Consider the following 15,184-nt stretch of genomic DNA (forward strand, 5'->3'; position numbering starts at 1 on the left):
TTGACCCTTCAGGGCAGCATGAATGCGACCGCCGCCTCGGCATGGATGCGCGTGGTGTCGAACACCGGAATGTCGAAATCGCGCTCGCCAATCAACATGGTGATCTCGGTGCAGCCCATGATGACGCCATCGATCTTCTCATCGCGCCGCAGACGGGCGACCTCGTCGATATAGGCCGCCTTCGATGCCGCGTTGACGATGCCCCGGCAAAGCTCGTCGTAGATTACCTGGTGCACCATGTCGCGCCCGGCCTGGTCCGGCACCACGGGCTGCAGCCCGTATTTCTCCGTCAGCCGGCCCTTGTAGAAATCCTGCTCCATGGTGAAGCGGGTCGCCAGCAGCGCCGGCCGCTTGACGCCGGCGCCCTTGACCGCGACGGCCGTGGCGTCGGCAATGTGGATAAGCGGGATCGACACCGCCGCCTGCACCCGGTCGGCGAGCTTGTGCATGGTGTTGGTGCAGATCAGCAGACCCTCGGCGCCGCCCGCCTCCAGCTTGCGCGCCGCATCCGCCAGCAGCACGCCCGCACTGTCCCAGTCGCCATGATGCTGCCGGTCGGCGATTTCGGCGAAGTCGAAGGAATAGAGCAACAGTTTTGCCGAATGCAGCCCGCTCAGCCGCACGCGCACGATCTCGTTGAGCAGGCGATAATAGATCGCCGTCGATTCCCAGCTCATGCCGCCGATAAGGCCAAGGGTTTTCATGCGCTGAGCCTCCAGCAGGACCGAACGATCTCTCTCACAGAAAAGCTTTACGGGTCGATGTCAATCTTAACGCGCGCCGTACCACGCTCTTCGGCCCGCCTCCACAAACATCACCGCGCGCCCGATTCGGTCATCCTCGCATTGGCGCCGAGATGATGCAGGCTTTGTATCGTGTGCCTTGAACTCCAGGCAACCGGCGGATCGGGCAGATCGAGATCGAACTGTGCCCGCCCGAGCAGCGAATTGACGATCTTGGCGCTGCGCCAAGCCATCAGGCTGAGCTGCGGCTCGGCTATGCCATGGCTGAGCCGGCCGGCATTGAGCGCGTAGATCCGGCGGTCGTCGGGCCCGTCCCATTCGACCTCGAAGCTGGCGTTGAGCCTGTAATGACCGCGCTCGTCCAGCGCGATCCTGTTCATGAGCGGCGCCATGCAATCAGGAATGGCAAAGGCATAGCCGGTGGCCAGAACCACCGCATCGACGGTGCGCGTCTCGATGGCGCCGTCGAAGCCGTTGCGCATGATCAGCCGGTATTCGCTGCCTTCCCGCCTCACGTTCAGCACTTCGCGGTGCGGCGTCATGTTGACCGCCGTCGTTTCCTCCGAGAGGTGCCGCAGCGTGTAAAGCTGGCGATAGATCGCCTTCAGTGTGCTCGTCGATGCGCCGTCACCGGCAAGCAGTTGCTGTTCCAGGATCGTCTCACGCCGCCCTTGCGGCAGCCGATGGAAGCTTTCGACATAGCCCGGCGTGAAGAGTTCGTCGGTGAAAGGCGAGTCGTCCAGTGGCAGGAAATTCGGCCGCATCGAGATCCACTCGATTTCGCGGCCGGCGAAGCGGTCGGAGGAGATCAGATGCAGAAGCACTTCGGCGCCGCTCTGGCCACCGCCGATCACGGCGACACGCTGTCCGCTCAGGCGATCGAGGCGGTTGGCGGCCTGGGCGTTGTGGAAGCATTGATCGGAGGCCGCCGCCCGCGCCCAGGCGGGGATGTTGGGCACCAGCCCGACGGCAATGGCGAGATTGCGCGCGTTCACCTGCTCGCGGCCGATACGCAGCCTGAAATTCGTTCCGTCGAAGTCGATCCGGTCGACGGCGCTGGCGAAGCGCAGCGAAGACAAGTTCTCGCCGACCCATCCGAGATAGCGGGCGAATTCCGGCCGCGGGATGGCTGAGAAATCCGCGTTGAGGAATTCATAGAACCGCTTCTGCGCGACCAGATAGGACATGAACGACCATGGGCTGGTCGGATGCGTCGCGGTGACGAGATCCTTGAGGAAGGATGTCTGCAGTTCGACGCCCGGCAGCATCATGCCCGGGTGCCATTCGAGCCGCGTCGCCCGATCGAAGAAGCGCGCTTCGACGCCGTCCACCGCATCGAGATGGGCGGCGAGGCTGAGATTGAACGGCCCGATGCCGATGCCTGCGAGGTCAAGCGTATGGGTCATGGCGAACTCCTTATGGAGCTGGCTGGGCTGATGGGAGATCGCCGGGCTGACTCGGGGTTAAGCGGATTGTCGAGCGGTGTGCCAAGGTCGGGCAGAGGGCGTTCGCCGCTGTCGCCGTAGCCGATGGCGAAGCGCACCTTGTTGATGGCGATGCGTGGGATCTTCGGAGCAAACAGATCGAAGAGCGCGAACCGTTCCGACAGCTCAGGGTTCTGCGCCTGGTAGCGCCGGATGGCGGCGGCCAGGATGGCGTAGAAAGTCCTCTCGTCGAAGCGGTCATAGGCGGCCAGCGCCTCGGATAGGAAGCGCAGAACGCTGACGATGTGTCCCGTTTGCAGATGCTGGAGAAGATGTGCCGGCGGCCGGCGCTTCAGCGTCGACAGGATTTTGGGGTCGAGGCCGGCCAGTTCGGGAAACGGCTGGTCGACGAGATCGAGGTCGCCCTGGAAATCCTTGACCGCCACGCCGAGAGGCGTCGCTCCGTCGAGGATGATGGTGACGTTCTGGCCATGGGCGATGAAGCCGACGCCGTAACGGCACATGAAGTGGTAGAGCGGCACAAAGGCCGTGGAGAACAGGCGATCGAGCCATGCCTCCGGACCAAGGCCGGACTGCTCCATCAGGGCGCTGGCGATCGGCCTGCCATGGGCGTCGCGCTGCGGCAGGGCGCCCATCATCATCGGCCGCTGGCCCGCTGTCAGATCCTTTTCGGGGCTTTCGCGCCATATGGCGCCCAGCATCTCGCAAAACTGATAGGGCGCGCCTTCAACGCCGGTATAGTGCGGATGCGGATAGAAGGCGCCGGCGACTTCCTTCAGCACCTTGACGTCCTTGAGCACCGGGTCCGCGGCCGCCACCGTGGCCAGCCAGCGCGACAGATCGGCGCCGATCGCCATGTATTTGCCCGGCACGCCGCGCCACGCTGAGGTGTTGAGGACGGTCAGCGGCAGCTTGACGTGCAGCGCCTCGGGCCGTGCCACGTTGGCAAGAGTGCGCAGCGACTGCAGGGGCAGGAACGCGTCGCCGAACTGGCCAAGCGGCACCAGCCGGCCGGCGGCGATCTCGCTACCATATTGCGAGGCGATCATCGCCTGCCACTGCCAGGGGTGGACCGGCAGCAGCCTATGCGTCGATCGCGAGGCCCCGGCGGCAGTGAAGGCCGCTTCGAGCCTTGCGCGTTCGTAGTCGCCGAGTGCGGCCTGCAGCAGCGCCTCTTCGTCGAGCCCGCAGTCAAGCGCCAGCAGGCAGCGATCGCTGGCGGCGGCAAGCCAGAAGAGCTGGAATGCGGCAGCCGATTCTGGCGCGTAGCCGTCCCGTCCCCAGCCAAGCCGTCCCTTGTTGGCGGGCGCCTTCGGATGGCCGTCGAGCAATGCCTGCAACTCGGTATCCGGCAGCGCGGCTAGATCGGCGGCCGGTCGATTGCCGCGGGCTTTGGCGATCCGCATGTCGGCCATCAGCGTGTTGTAAAGCTCCTTCGCATAGGTGCAGAATGTTGCCGGCGACATGCCGAGCGTCTCGCGCGCGTCGGCGAAGAAGGCGACCGCATCGTCGACCGGCAGCTCGATGCCGGCATCGCGGGTCAGCGTCTCCGGACGGACGGCGATCTGACCCCACAGGCGCCGCGTCGCGGCAAAGCGATAGGTCACGCCGGGGCCGGGCGTCAGTTTCCATCGGCCGGGCGAAAGCTCGCGGGGCGACAGGCACTCCTCGAAGGTCAGTTCGGAAATGGCCTTGGCGACGGCGTCGCGGTTGATCGCAGCCCAGCGTGTCGCCTCCTCCGCTTTGGCAATCGGTTGCTGCACCGTCACAGCGGCACCTCGCGGAAGAAGCGCTCGCGTTCGCAGCAGACCAGCGCCGCGCGCTTGTGCGGGAAGTCGAACTCCTTGACCTTGTCGTAGGCGGCGTCGGCGCAATAGCTCAGCATCTTCTGGTGCGCGGCGCGTGGCTCGCCGACGATGCGCTGCGTGCGCGGCTCGTCGAGGAACAGATAGTGGGTGACGGAACGGAACAGAGCCAGCGTCTTCGGCCGGCCGAGATGGCGCGTATTGCCGATCAGCCCATGCCAGCCGCGATCCCAGTCGAGCGGCTCGTAATAAGGCCCGAGCCGGTCCTCCTTGGCCCAGTAGAACTCGAAATAGCCGGTCGGCTCCCCATCGAAGCTGGCGATGACGCCGAAGATGTGCGGATCGCTTTCCTGCTCGGCGAGATATTTGTCGAGCTCTTCATGGCTCTGGGCAAGTTCCCAGAAGAAGGCGACACGGCCATCGTTCATCCAGCGATGGAAGAGGTCGAGATCGGTCCGGCGATCGATCGGACCCAACGACACGGTGAGACCGAGCTCGGCAATCCAGCGTTCGTACATCGGGCCGCAGGGGCGCGGTTGGCGCAATGGCGGCAGCCGGTCTTGCGGGCCGATAGCGGTCATCAATGCCGGATAGGTGACATGCGAGGCCTGGCTGCGCCACAGCAGCGGCAGCTGGCGCAGGACCGAGCGATGGATGACGGCGCGTTCCGGTTCACCCGGAACCGTCTCGGTAGCCAGCGCCGAAACCGGCCACAGCGTCTTGGCCGCCGGCAGGAAGGCGCGGTCGAAGGTAGGATGCAGGCGCAGTGCCGCGTCAACGAGGCCCGCCAGGACCTGCGGCTGATCGAGACGGCCTCCCGTGAACGCGACGTCATCGATGAGCAGGCGGCCATCCGCGATGGAGATGCGGGCCTGTCCCACCGCTGTTCCCTCAGCGTTGACCAGGCTGACATGGCCATCGCCGGCACGGATGGCGAGCGGCTCCGCGGCCGAGGCCAGATGCTGCCATCCTTCGTTGCCGGCGACGGTGGCGGGTGACCAGTTTTTCGCAGCCTCGATGTTCATGCGTATTCTCTCACATGCAGGGGGTTGGGAAGCTCGACGTAACCGGCCAGCGGGTCGGTCACCTCGGTGTTCTCATTGATGTCGCGCAGCGCGATCAGGAAATTGCCCTTGGCAGCAAGCGTCGGCGCGTTGAGCAAATAGTCGACGCAGGACCGGTCAGCCATCGGCGTGGCGGCCAGCCGCTCGAGCGAGCGGCGGAATATCGCCAGCAGATCGTCTTCGTTGGTGAGGCCAGCGGCGGCAAGGGCTGCGACGGCGGCGAAAGCGCCATTGACGACCAGATAGTAGCCGAACAGCTTCGCGGCCGCTTCCGCTGGGAAGACATGATCGCCCGCCTGACCAGCCTCGGGCAGGAATTCGCGCAGCCTGGGCAGGAATTCCTCGACATAACCGGTGCCCTGGCTGTCGCGGAAATAGAGCGCATCCGGCCAGCCGCCCGCGAGGCCGACGACGAGGTTTTGCTGGTGGGCGCCGAACAACAGGCCGAATTCCGAGAAGGCCACAATAAACGGCACGATGGCAGTTTCGAGGAAACGCTCGAACCAGAAACGCGCCGTTTCCTCGACAGGTCGCTTCTCGTTGCGGGCGATACGGTGGACCAGGTCGGACAGATGGCTTTCGGTACGGCCGGGATGGCGCTCGCAAAGCGCGCCGAGAACGGCAGCCGGCGGACTGCCCGTGCCGCGAAACGGGTTTTCGCGGAGCGAGACGATGGTGTCCGTCATCAGCCGGCCGTCTTCGTCGCGCAAGCCGAACCAGGCCGGCTCGCCCAGCACCGTCATGGTCGGGCAGCGCCGCTGCAAGGCATCGCCAAGCTTGCCCTTGACCAGCCGGTGGACCGAAAGGCCGCGCCGGCACTCATGCTCCTCGACGATGCGCCGGGAATTGGTCAGGCGCAGGCTGAGCGAGAATTTCAGCATCCACTCGGCTTCAGCTGAATGAATTGTCCGCAGCGAGGTCGTGGCGCGCCACGCTTGTCCGCCGAGGCCAAGATCGACAATGCGGCCAGCGCGGAACAGGCTCTCGACGCGGTCTTCTAACGTGAGCCGCGCGGCCTGCCACGGATGCATCGGAACGAGAACCTTGCCCTGCTGCTGGCCGGCACGGGCGAGCAACTGCGGATCGCTGACGGCAAGCCCGCGGGCCATCTCGCTGACATCTAGCGGCTCGACGCTGCCCCCAGTGAGTATGGCCGGGTCGACGGCCCACCAGCGCAATTTGAACGCATTGCCGTATTCATGCCCGAAGCGCTCGGAATCAGTCTGCGTGAACTCTTCGCGGCTCATCGGCGCCGGGTGCACCGCGTGGCCGAAACGCAGGGCGCTTTCGGCATCGATGAAATCAGGATCGCCTTCGGAGAAGGGCCGCGACGATCCACGCGCCGCAGTCGCGTCAGCGATTGCGGCGATGCTGGCCAGGCTGCGGCGCAGGAAGGTCAGTCGGCTTTTCGCTGTCGCCCGGCCGGCAATGTCGGGATCCGCCAGGATCAGCGCCAAAAGGCTGAAAATGTCGATCTCAGTCGCTTCGCCATCGGCCCCGTCGTTACTAATATCGAGGCGCCAGAGCGGCATCGCTAAATCGTGGTAACCAACCTTCGAGCGATGCCGCGCCTCGACGAGCACCGCCGCGCGCCAGGCAGGGAAATTCAGACGCAGCACGGCTGCCTGCGGCCGAAACAGCCCGGTTTGCCTGGCGTCGACGAATTCCCAGCCATCCCATTCCCGCAGCAACGCGTTGAGGAACGGGCTTAATGCAGAGGAAGATTCTGGTTTTACTTGTTCCATGTGCATCCTCATAAATCATAATATACTGCATGTATTGCATTTATACGTTGTCGTCTTTAAACATTTCTGTTGATTATCTATTCTGAACAAGAAATAAGCTTGGTCTTGTGACGACCCGTATGAAAAATCGATCTTCGCTTCTGCGCCGCCTGGCGATCGCGGTCTCGGCAATCGGCTTCGGCCAGTCGGCCTTCGTATCGCTCGTTCCCCTGGTGATGGAGCGGCTGAGGCTCGACACGTTTGCTATCGGCGCGGCAACTGCTGTCGGCGCGGCGGCCTTTCTGGTCGGCTCGCCGCTGTGGGGTCGCATGGGCGAGCGGCTTGGCCATGCCAGGCTGCTGCGCTTGCTCGGCCTCGCCATGCTGGCCGGCCAGGCGGTGTTCGCCATGCTGCTGATAGCCGGCATGGGAGCCGCGCTCGGCATCGCTTTGCTGATGCTCTCGCGAACCGTGTACGGTTTTGCCGCGTCCGGCGTCATGCCGACGGCGCAGATCTGGGCCAGCCGCTCGGTTGCCGATGACAGGCGACAGGCCGCGCTGGGACTGCTTGGCGCCGGCGTCAGCATGGGGCGGCTGGCCGGCGCGCTGGCGGCGACGGCTGCCGTCCTGTCGCCGCTGCTGCCGCCCATCCTGTTCCTGTTCAGCCCGCTGTTGCTGTGGCTCGCGCCGGGCAAAGGGGAAGCCGGCGGACGGACCGACGGCAGGGCGGCCGACGTCGGCCGTGGAATATCGCCCTTCGATCGCCGCGCTCTGCCTTGCCTGGCGATGGGCTTGTGCCTGACGCTCGGCTTCGGACAGGTGCAGATGATGCTCGGCCCGATGACCCAGCAGCGTTTTGGCCTTGGTGCGACGCAGGCCACGACGTTGACCGGCCTGGCCCTGATGCTGGTCGCCGTCGTCATGGTTCTGGTCCAGGGACTGCTCATGGCGCGCCTGCGGCTGGCGGAGCGCAACAGCGTCGTCGTCGGCTGTCTCATGGTTTGCGTCGGCATGACGGCGCTGGCCGTCACGGCCAGCCATGTTGCCTCGGCAGCGTCTCTGGTGGTGGCGGCGGCCGGCATTGCCCTGGCTACACCCGGCTACACCGCCTGGCTGATGAAGCGCCTGGAGCCCGGCGAGCAGGGCGCGGCGGCCGGCTGGCTCACCAGCACCCATGTGCTCGGCCAGAGCATCGGCGCATTGGCCGGCGGCTTCGCCTTCACGCTCTGGCCCTTTGCGCCGCTGGCCGGCTGCGCGGCGCTGGCTCTGGCCGCAGCCGGTCTTGCAGCCATGGTTCATAAGCACTAGCGAACCCGCACTCATTCGGCGACCTTCGGCAGCGGCATCGGCGTTCCTGGCTGGGTCTTTGCGGTATCGGCGAAATGGGCATTCAACATGCGATAGGTCGCCACCACGGCTATGCCCGACAGCACGGTCGCCAGGGTGAACAGCGCGGAGTAGCCGAGCATGTCGGCGAGGCGCCCGGCAAGCATGGAGCCGACGAGGTAGACGATAAGCTGGGCGCAGGACAGGATGGTGAAGTCGGTGCCCGGCTGGTCCGACGACGTCACGGCCATGAACAGGCTGTAGAGCGCCACGATCTCCATGTAGCGCACCAGCGTCTGCAGGAACGAGGCGCCGAAGATCGGCCAGAAGCCGGCGATAGCGCCGAAAGCGTGCAGCGCGAAGATCAGGAAGCAGATGGTTCGCAGCGCGCCGAGCAGGCCGAGCACCGAGGCGGCGCCCCTGTTGTGCAGCAGCCACGCCGCCAGCGCCGAGCCGCCGAGCCCGACGGTGAGCGCGGCACCGCCCGAGAGATAACCGATGATATCGAGCGGCACGCCGGCATCGACGAGATAGGAGCCTTCCATCGACTTCACCAGCCCCTCGCTGGCGCGGTAGATGAGCGCGATCCACAGGATCTGGCGTGCCTCCGGCCGGCGCAGAAAGCGCAGGATCGAGGGGCGGTCGATGGCCGCCTGCGGCGCGCTGGCGACGGGATCGGTCTCGCGCATGGCGAAGGCGGCGACCAGCGGGATGATGGACAGCGCGGCCACCATGGCCACCATGGTTTGCCAGCCGGCATGATGATAAGCCAACAGGCCGAGCGTGCCGCCGAGAACGACGCCGAGCGCGACGGCGCCGCCCTGGATCGCATTGCCGATCGGCCTGTCCTTCGGGTCGAGATATTTGGCCGCGTAGCCGTCGGTGGCGATGTCCTGGGTCGACATCAACAGGCTCACGACAAGGCCGACGGCAAAGATACCGGCGACATCGGTCGGCTCGATCCAAAGCATGGCGGCGATGCCGGCGATGACGCCGATCTGGGTGATGATGACCCAGCCGGCGCGATGGGCGCGGACCACTGGCCGAAAGCGATCGACCAGCGGCGCCCACAGGAATTTCAGCACCAGCGGCAGCATCAGCAGCGCCATCATGCCGATGGCGGTGCGCGACACGCCTTGCTCACGCAGGATCGGCGGGATCGCCGCGGCAAACAGATAGCTCGGGACGGCCTGCGCCAGATAGAGACAGGCCAGGACGACGAAAAGCCGCAAGCGCGAAAGCCCAGCAGGCGCCAGCCTGTCTGCGTCGGCGCTCATTCGTCATAGTCCTTCGGTGCGTAACCGTTCAGGAAGGCGCCGGCCTCCGCCCGGCTGCGGGTGACGAGCACTGGAAAGCCGAACAGGCTTTGCCAGACGCGCTGCATGTTCTCGTCGGCGGCGGGGCGCACCAGCGCACAGGCGCGGCAGGCTTTTTCGAGCTGCTCGCGTTCCGCCTTGTACCAGAGGTTTTGCGCCTTGCGCTGGGCGTCGCTCAGCGCGATCTCGATGCGGATATCGACCAGGAGCACGAACGGCTCCCGTTCCTGCGAAAGGCGGCCGAGCGCCTCGATATAGCGCGCGCCATCCGCCGGATCGGCTGGCGCTTCTGCCAGCAGCGAGACTAATGCACCGTTTCGTTGGAGAGACACCGCCACCGCCGCCCCTCAGAATGTGATCTGGTAGGACAACGCAACCGAACGTCCCAGACCCGGAACGTCGGCGCCGCGGGTCGCCGATGCGGAAGGGTTGATGTAGTAGGTGTCGAACACATTGCGCACGGCAAGGTTCAGCACGCTTTCATTGCCGAACGTCTTCGAGACGGCGAGATTGACCAGTGCTGCACCGTCCAGTTCCTGGGTGGCGATGCGGTCGCGTCCGGAAAACAGCTCCAACTCGCTGCGCAGGGTCAGCTCGTTCTCGAAACGGGTGGTGAGATAGACCAGGCCCTTGTAGGTCGAGGGGACACGGTTGTTCGGCAGATACTCGTTCGCTTCGATGTGGCCGTCGCGATCCGCGTCGTATTTGCCTTCGACATAGCCGACCGATCCGCCCAGCGTGAACATGCCGCTGAGGTCTGCCTCGAGATTGGCTTCGACGCCCCAGATACGTTCCTTCTGCTGCGATACCCGGTTGTTGACGATGTCGTAGCTGACGCCGTTGTCCGAGGTCGACAGATAGGTGCTGACGCCGCCGCGATAGTCGCCCCAATCGCCGCGCAGACCGGCTTCCCAGGTGTTCACCAGCTGGGGTTCAGGCGCGATATCGGCATAGCTGATCGCGTAATCCGGCGCGTTGGTGCATGGCAGCAGCGGCCGGATGGCGGTGCCATAGGCGTCGCAGGTTTCGGCGTTGGAGTTCAACCCGGCCCGGCGGGTGAAGCCGCCAATGTCGGTCAGGCTGTAGCCTTGCGAGAAATTGCCGAAAAGCTGCATCCTTTCGGTCAGATCGTAGACGGCGCCGGCGTTGAAGGTGACGGCGTCGTAGTCGAACGAGCCGCCGGTCACCTGGATCGCCGGCAGGCCGATAATGTTCCGGCCTAGCAGAACGGCAGCGGCAGGCCGGGTGAAGTCTTCAACGTTGAGATAAAACTGGTCGTAGCGCGCGCCGCCGCTGATGCGAAAGCGATCCGTCACCGAAATTTCGCCCTGCGCAAACAAGGCAACCGAGTTCTGGGTCGTGGGCGAGATGGCGTCCTGGCCGTTGGTCAGCTGCTGATCGGTGGCATCGAAAACGTAGTCGGCGCCCCAGGTCAGTGTGCTGCCCTGAGTGATAAAGTCCATCGGCGTGTTGACGGTCAGGTTGACGCCGCTGCGCCGCGATTGCAGCGCCGTCTGGTTGAAGTCGGCGGTCGGGTCCGTACCCGGCGGCAGGATCACCGGCCGCGTCGGGTTCGTCGGTAAATACACCTGGCTGTTGACGGCCGAGAATTTGGTAAAGGGCGACTGCTTGAAGATGTCGTTGTAGAACGCCTTGACCTCGAGGTTTCCGAGCGCGAAGTCGCTGTCGGTGTATTTGGCGGTCAGATATTTCGAATCTTCCTTCAGCGGCTTGCCTTCATAGGGATCGCCGAAATCCGGGGAGACGGGATTGGTCGTGTAATCGGTGAACCAGTCCGGCTTCTGGTTAGCATAGGTCCAGTCGACGCTGGCCTCGAAGCGCCTGGAATCGAACTGGTAGCCGGCCACGCCGAAGAGATTGCCCGTGCCGGTGCGGTCGCCGCCGCCTTGCCCAAGCATGGCGTCGGAAGCCATCTCGTTGCCGTGGCCGTCATAGGTGCGGCGCGACAGATCACCGGACGCCGAGAAGAAATAGTCGAAATCGCCTTTCTTGCCCTCGACCGAGACACTGGTGCTTGGCCCGGCCGACTTGCCGGGGTTTTCGGTGAAGGCGGTGACGCCGGTGCGCACCGTCACCTTCGGCTTGTCGCTGTCGCCGCGCTTGGTGATGAAGTTGATCGTGCCGCCGGTGGCGCCGGCGCCATAAAGGCTGGACGCGCCATTGATGACTTCGATGCGCTCGACCGAATTCAGGTCGATCATCGACAGGATGCGTGAGACGTCCCGCAGCGGTGTGTTGCGCGGCACACCGTCGACCATGATGAGAAGACTGCGCCCGCGGAAGGTTTCCGAAGCGCCGGAAATGGTCTGGTTGCGTGGCGCGTAGCCGGGGACGATGCGGCTGATCAGGGTCGCGGCGTCGATATTTTCCTGCGCGGCTTCCTCGACCTGTTGCCGTTCCACGACCTGGACCGACTGGGCAACGCTGGAAATGGACCTTTCATTGCGGCCGGTGACCAGGATCTGGTCGAGCACCGTGGCTTCCTGCTTGCCTGTCGGGGCGGCTTCCTGGGCAAATGCCGCGCCTGCCAGGATCGACCAACCCAAAGCCGATGACCAAAGAAGTGAACTGTAAAATCTGCGCATGCTGCCCCCATCCATGCCCTGGTCCCCAGTGCCAGAGCGGAAAGGCCCAGTTATAATTCATGACAAAAGGAGTCAACATTTATTTGATGAGTTCTTTGATCAGGATTGTTCCGCAACGGACGGGGGCTGTGCATATGAGCAGAACGTATTTTAGCGGGCGCTAAGATGTTGAGCTTTCTTGACAAAACGGCATAGGGCAGCCGGCGGCGTCGTCAGCCTTTGTGCTTACAAGAAGCTCTGCGGATCGATGTCGACCTGCACGCGAACCGAGCCGCGCTGCTTCGGCCCTTCGGCCAGCATGGTGCGGATGAAGCCTTGGATGTCGGCGCGCTTTTCACCCTGGATCAGCAAGCGGAAACGATGGCGCCCACCAAGCAGCGACAGCGGCGCCTCGGCCGGGCCGAGCACGAACAGGTCGCTGGCCTGGGGTGCTGCACGGCGCAGGCCGCGCGCGTGGCCTTCGGCCTCGGCCCGCGTCACCGCACTGACGATGACGCCGGCAAGCCTGCCGAAGGGCGGCAGGGCTGCCCGTTCGCGCTCAGTGATCTCGCGTTCGTAAAAGGCCTCGGGATCGCCCGAGACGATCGCCCGCATCACCGGATGGTCCGGCTGGAAAGTCTGCAGCAGGCCGAGGCTCTTCTTGCCGGTGCGGCCGGCGCGTCCAGTCACCTGGCTGAGCAATTGGAAGGTCCGTTCGGCGGCGCGCGGATCGCCATTGGCGAGGCCGAGATCGGCATCGACGACACCGACCAGCGTCATGTTGGGAAAGTTATGGCCCTTGGCGACCAGCTGCGTGCCGATGACGATGTCGGCCTCGCCATTGGCAATGGCCTCGAGCTCCAGACGCAGCCGGCGCACTCCACCCATCAAATCGGACGACAGGACGATCGTGCGCGCGTCGGGGAAATGCGCCACGACTTCTTCAGCTATCCGCTCGACGCCAGGCCCGCAGGCGACCAGATGGTCGAGCGTGCCGCATTCCGGACAAGCCTCCGGCCGCTTCTCATTGTGCCCGCAATGATGGCAGACGAGTTGGCCGCGAAAGCGGTGCTCAACCAGCCAGGCCGAACAGACCGGGCAGCCGAAGCGGTGGCCGCAGACACGGCACAGCGTCAGCGGCGCATAGCCGCGCCGGTTGAGGAACAGCAGCGACTGCTCCTTCTTCTCCAGCGTACGTTGCATCTGGTCGATCAGCAGCGGCGACAGAAAGCCGCCCCGGGCCGGCGGCGCGCGCCGCAGGTCGATCGTCTTGAGATCGGGAAGCGCGGCTTCGGCAAAGCGCGCCGACAGCACCGCCCTGCTGTAGCGGCCCTGCTGCGCATTGACCCGGCTTTCGACCGATGGCGTCGCCGACGCCAGCACCACCGGGAAGCCGCTGATATGGCCGCGCACCACCGCCATGTCGCGCGCATTGTAGAAGACGCGATCCTCCTGCTTGTAGGCGGGGTCGTGCTCCTCGTCGACGACGATCAGCCCGAGCTCGCGGAACGGCAGGAACAGCGCCGAACGCGCCCCGGCAACGACGCGCACGCCGCCTTCCGCCACCTGCCGCCAGACCTTTTCGCGCATTCGGGGCGGCAGGTCGGAATGCCATTCCGCCGGCTTGGCGCCGAAGCGCTGCTGGAAGCGTTCGAGGAAGGCATGCGTCAGCGCGATCTCCGGCAAAAGGATCAGCACCTGCCTGCCCTGGTCCAGGGCTGCCGCCACCGCTTCGAAATAAACTTCCGTCTTGCCCGAGCCGGTGACGCCGTCGAGCAGCGTGACGTTGAAAGCAGCGGCCGTGACATTGGCGCGCAGCATGGCGGCCGCGTCTGCCTGGTCCGGCATCAGCTCCGGCATGGCGTAGGAGGGATCGGGCGCGGCGACCACCGGTCGAGGCGGGATCATCACTGTCTCGAACACGCCTTGCGCCTTGAGCCCCTCGACCACCGTCGACGACACGCCCGCCGCGTGCGCCAGGCCGGATCGCGTCCAGGCAAGCCCCCCTTCCGCCGTCTCCAGCACGCGCGTCCTGGCATCCGTCATCCGGTCGGGCATGACGAGGGTCCGCTGCAGGCCCTCGATCCATGGTTCGGGATCGAACGCCTCCGGCGCGCGCAACAGCATGCGCGCCACCATGCCGGGCGGCGACAGCGTGTACTGCGCCAGCCAGTCGACAAAGCGGCGCATGCCGCGGTCGATCGGCGGGCAGTCGAAGACCTGTTCGATCGGGCGCAGCTTTTTGGCGTCGATATTCTCGACCGCACCATCCCAGACGATGCCGGCAACCTGGCGCGGACCGAGCGGCACGCGCACGATCGAGCCCGGCACCACGCGCACGCCGGCAGGCAAAGCGTAGGTGTAGGGCCGTTCGGCCGGCATCGGCACCAGCACCGGCGCGGCTGCGACAAAGGGCGAATCTTCGATCATCGGGCGTGACCTTGCCCCGACTTTGGTCTAGATCAAAGGGCAACCCCGAATGTGCATGGCATGCACATGGAAATCTTTCAGGAGACCCCCATGAAATTTTTTGTCGACACCGCTGACATCAAGGACATCAAGGAACTGAACGACCTGGGGCTGCTCGACGGCGTGACCACCAATCCCTCGCTGATCCTGAAATCCGGCGGCAAGATCGCCGAGGTCACCAAGCAGATCTGCGACATCGTCAAGGGCCCGGTTTCGGCCGAGGTCGTTGCGGTCGAATACAAGGACATGATGGCCGAGGCCAACATCCTGGCCAAGATCGCCGACAATGTCTGCATCAAGGTGCCGCTGACGCTCGACGGCCTGCGCGCCTGCAAGACGATCCGCACCGAGATGAACCGCATGGTCAATGTAACGCTGTGCTTCTCGGCCAACCAGGCGCTGCTGGCGGCCAAGGCCGGCGCCTCGTTCATCTCGCCCTTCGTCGGCCGCGTCGACGATACCGGCGCGGACGGCATGGAGCTGATCCAGGAGATCCGGCAGATCTACGACAATTACGATTTCGACACCGAGATCCTCGTCGCTTCGGTTCGCACCGTGAACCACGTCAAGCAGGCAGCCCTGATCGGCGCCGATGTCGTTACCGCGCCGGCCGCGACGCTGAAGGCGCTGGTCAAGCACCCGTTGACCGACAAGGGCCTGGATCAGTTCGCTGCCGACTGGGCCAAGACCGGCCAGAAGATCGGCTGA

At 64.9% G+C, this 15,184-nt stretch carries 11 protein-coding genes; 2 read left to right on the forward strand and 9 right to left on the reverse strand.

The genetic code is table 11. The features are described 5' to 3' along the window. Positions 1-8: 8 nt before the first annotated feature. From ACYG97_RS21775 to ACYG97_RS21795, 5 genes are all read right to left on the reverse strand, one after another. Positions 9-704 carry an aspartate/glutamate racemase family protein gene (locus tag ACYG97_RS21775; RefSeq protein ID WP_023709271.1) on the reverse strand — a complete coding sequence of 232 codons (696 nt, stop codon included), beginning with the start codon at positions 702-704 and terminating at the stop codon, positions 9-11. A 110-nt stretch (positions 705-814) separates the two neighbouring features. After that, positions 815-2,149: a lysine N(6)-hydroxylase/L-ornithine N(5)-oxygenase family protein gene (locus tag ACYG97_RS21780; RefSeq protein WP_023732972.1), complete on the reverse strand. Its 1,335-nt coding sequence runs from the start codon at positions 2,147-2,149 to the stop codon at positions 815-817. Next, positions 2,146-3,957 (reverse strand): IucA/IucC family protein, encoded by a 1,812-nt coding sequence (locus tag ACYG97_RS21785; protein WP_050590365.1) that lies wholly within the window; start codon positions 3,955-3,957, stop codon positions 2,146-2,148. The genes ACYG97_RS21780 and ACYG97_RS21785 overlap by 4 nt, the downstream gene beginning before the upstream one ends. Further along, positions 3,954-5,018: a GNAT family N-acetyltransferase gene (locus tag ACYG97_RS21790; protein WP_031262005.1), complete on the reverse strand. Its 1,065-nt coding sequence runs from the start codon at positions 5,016-5,018 to the stop codon at positions 3,954-3,956. Before ACYG97_RS21790 ends, ACYG97_RS21785 begins: the two co-directional genes overlap by 4 nt. Then, positions 5,015-6,802 carry an IucA/IucC family protein gene (locus ACYG97_RS21795; protein WP_031262003.1) on the reverse strand — a complete coding sequence of 596 codons (1,788 nt, stop codon included), beginning with the start codon at positions 6,800-6,802 and terminating at the stop codon, positions 5,015-5,017. The genes ACYG97_RS21790 and ACYG97_RS21795 overlap by 4 nt, the downstream gene beginning before the upstream one ends. A 119-nt stretch (positions 6,803-6,921) precedes the next feature. Between ACYG97_RS21795 and ACYG97_RS21800 the strand changes: the two genes are divergently transcribed. Beyond that, a complete protein-coding gene (locus ACYG97_RS21800) occupies positions 6,922-8,088 on the forward strand; it encodes an MFS transporter (RefSeq protein WP_023732968.1) in 1,167 nt (388 codons plus the stop codon). A gap of 11 nt (positions 8,089-8,099) precedes the next feature. Here the strand turns inward: ACYG97_RS21800 and ACYG97_RS21805 are convergent, their stop codons facing one another. The 4 genes from ACYG97_RS21805 to ACYG97_RS21820 all read right to left on the reverse strand — a co-directional run bounded on the left by ACYG97_RS21805 (position 8,100) and on the right by ACYG97_RS21820 (position 14,437). Beyond that, positions 8,100-9,383 carry a RhtX/FptX family siderophore transporter gene (locus ACYG97_RS21805; RefSeq protein ID WP_023732967.1) on the reverse strand — a complete coding sequence of 428 codons (1,284 nt, stop codon included), beginning with the start codon at positions 9,381-9,383 and terminating at the stop codon, positions 8,100-8,102. Continuing rightward, entirely contained in the window at positions 9,380-9,754 is a 375-nt protein-coding gene (locus ACYG97_RS21810) for a hypothetical protein (protein WP_156937164.1), read from the reverse strand. Before ACYG97_RS21810 ends, ACYG97_RS21805 begins: the two co-directional genes overlap by 4 nt. A gap of 15 nt (positions 9,755-9,769) precedes the next feature. Then, positions 9,770-12,028, reverse strand: a complete 2,259-nt coding sequence (locus ACYG97_RS21815) for a TonB-dependent receptor (protein WP_023732965.1) — start codon at positions 12,026-12,028, stop codon at positions 9,770-9,772. Positions 12,029-12,253: 225 nt separating this feature from the next. Beyond that, positions 12,254-14,437, reverse strand: coding sequence for a primosomal protein N' (locus ACYG97_RS21820; RefSeq protein WP_023732964.1), 2,184 nt, complete (start codon positions 14,435-14,437; stop codon positions 12,254-12,256). A gap of 90 nt (positions 14,438-14,527) precedes the next feature. On the opposite strand from ACYG97_RS21820, the gene fsa reads away from it, so the two are divergent. Further along, on the forward strand, positions 14,528-15,184 hold the full coding sequence (gene fsa / locus ACYG97_RS21825; RefSeq protein WP_023688874.1) for a fructose-6-phosphate aldolase: 657 nt from the start codon (positions 14,528-14,530) through the stop codon (positions 15,182-15,184).

Source organism: Mesorhizobium sp. W067, assembly GCF_054719525.1.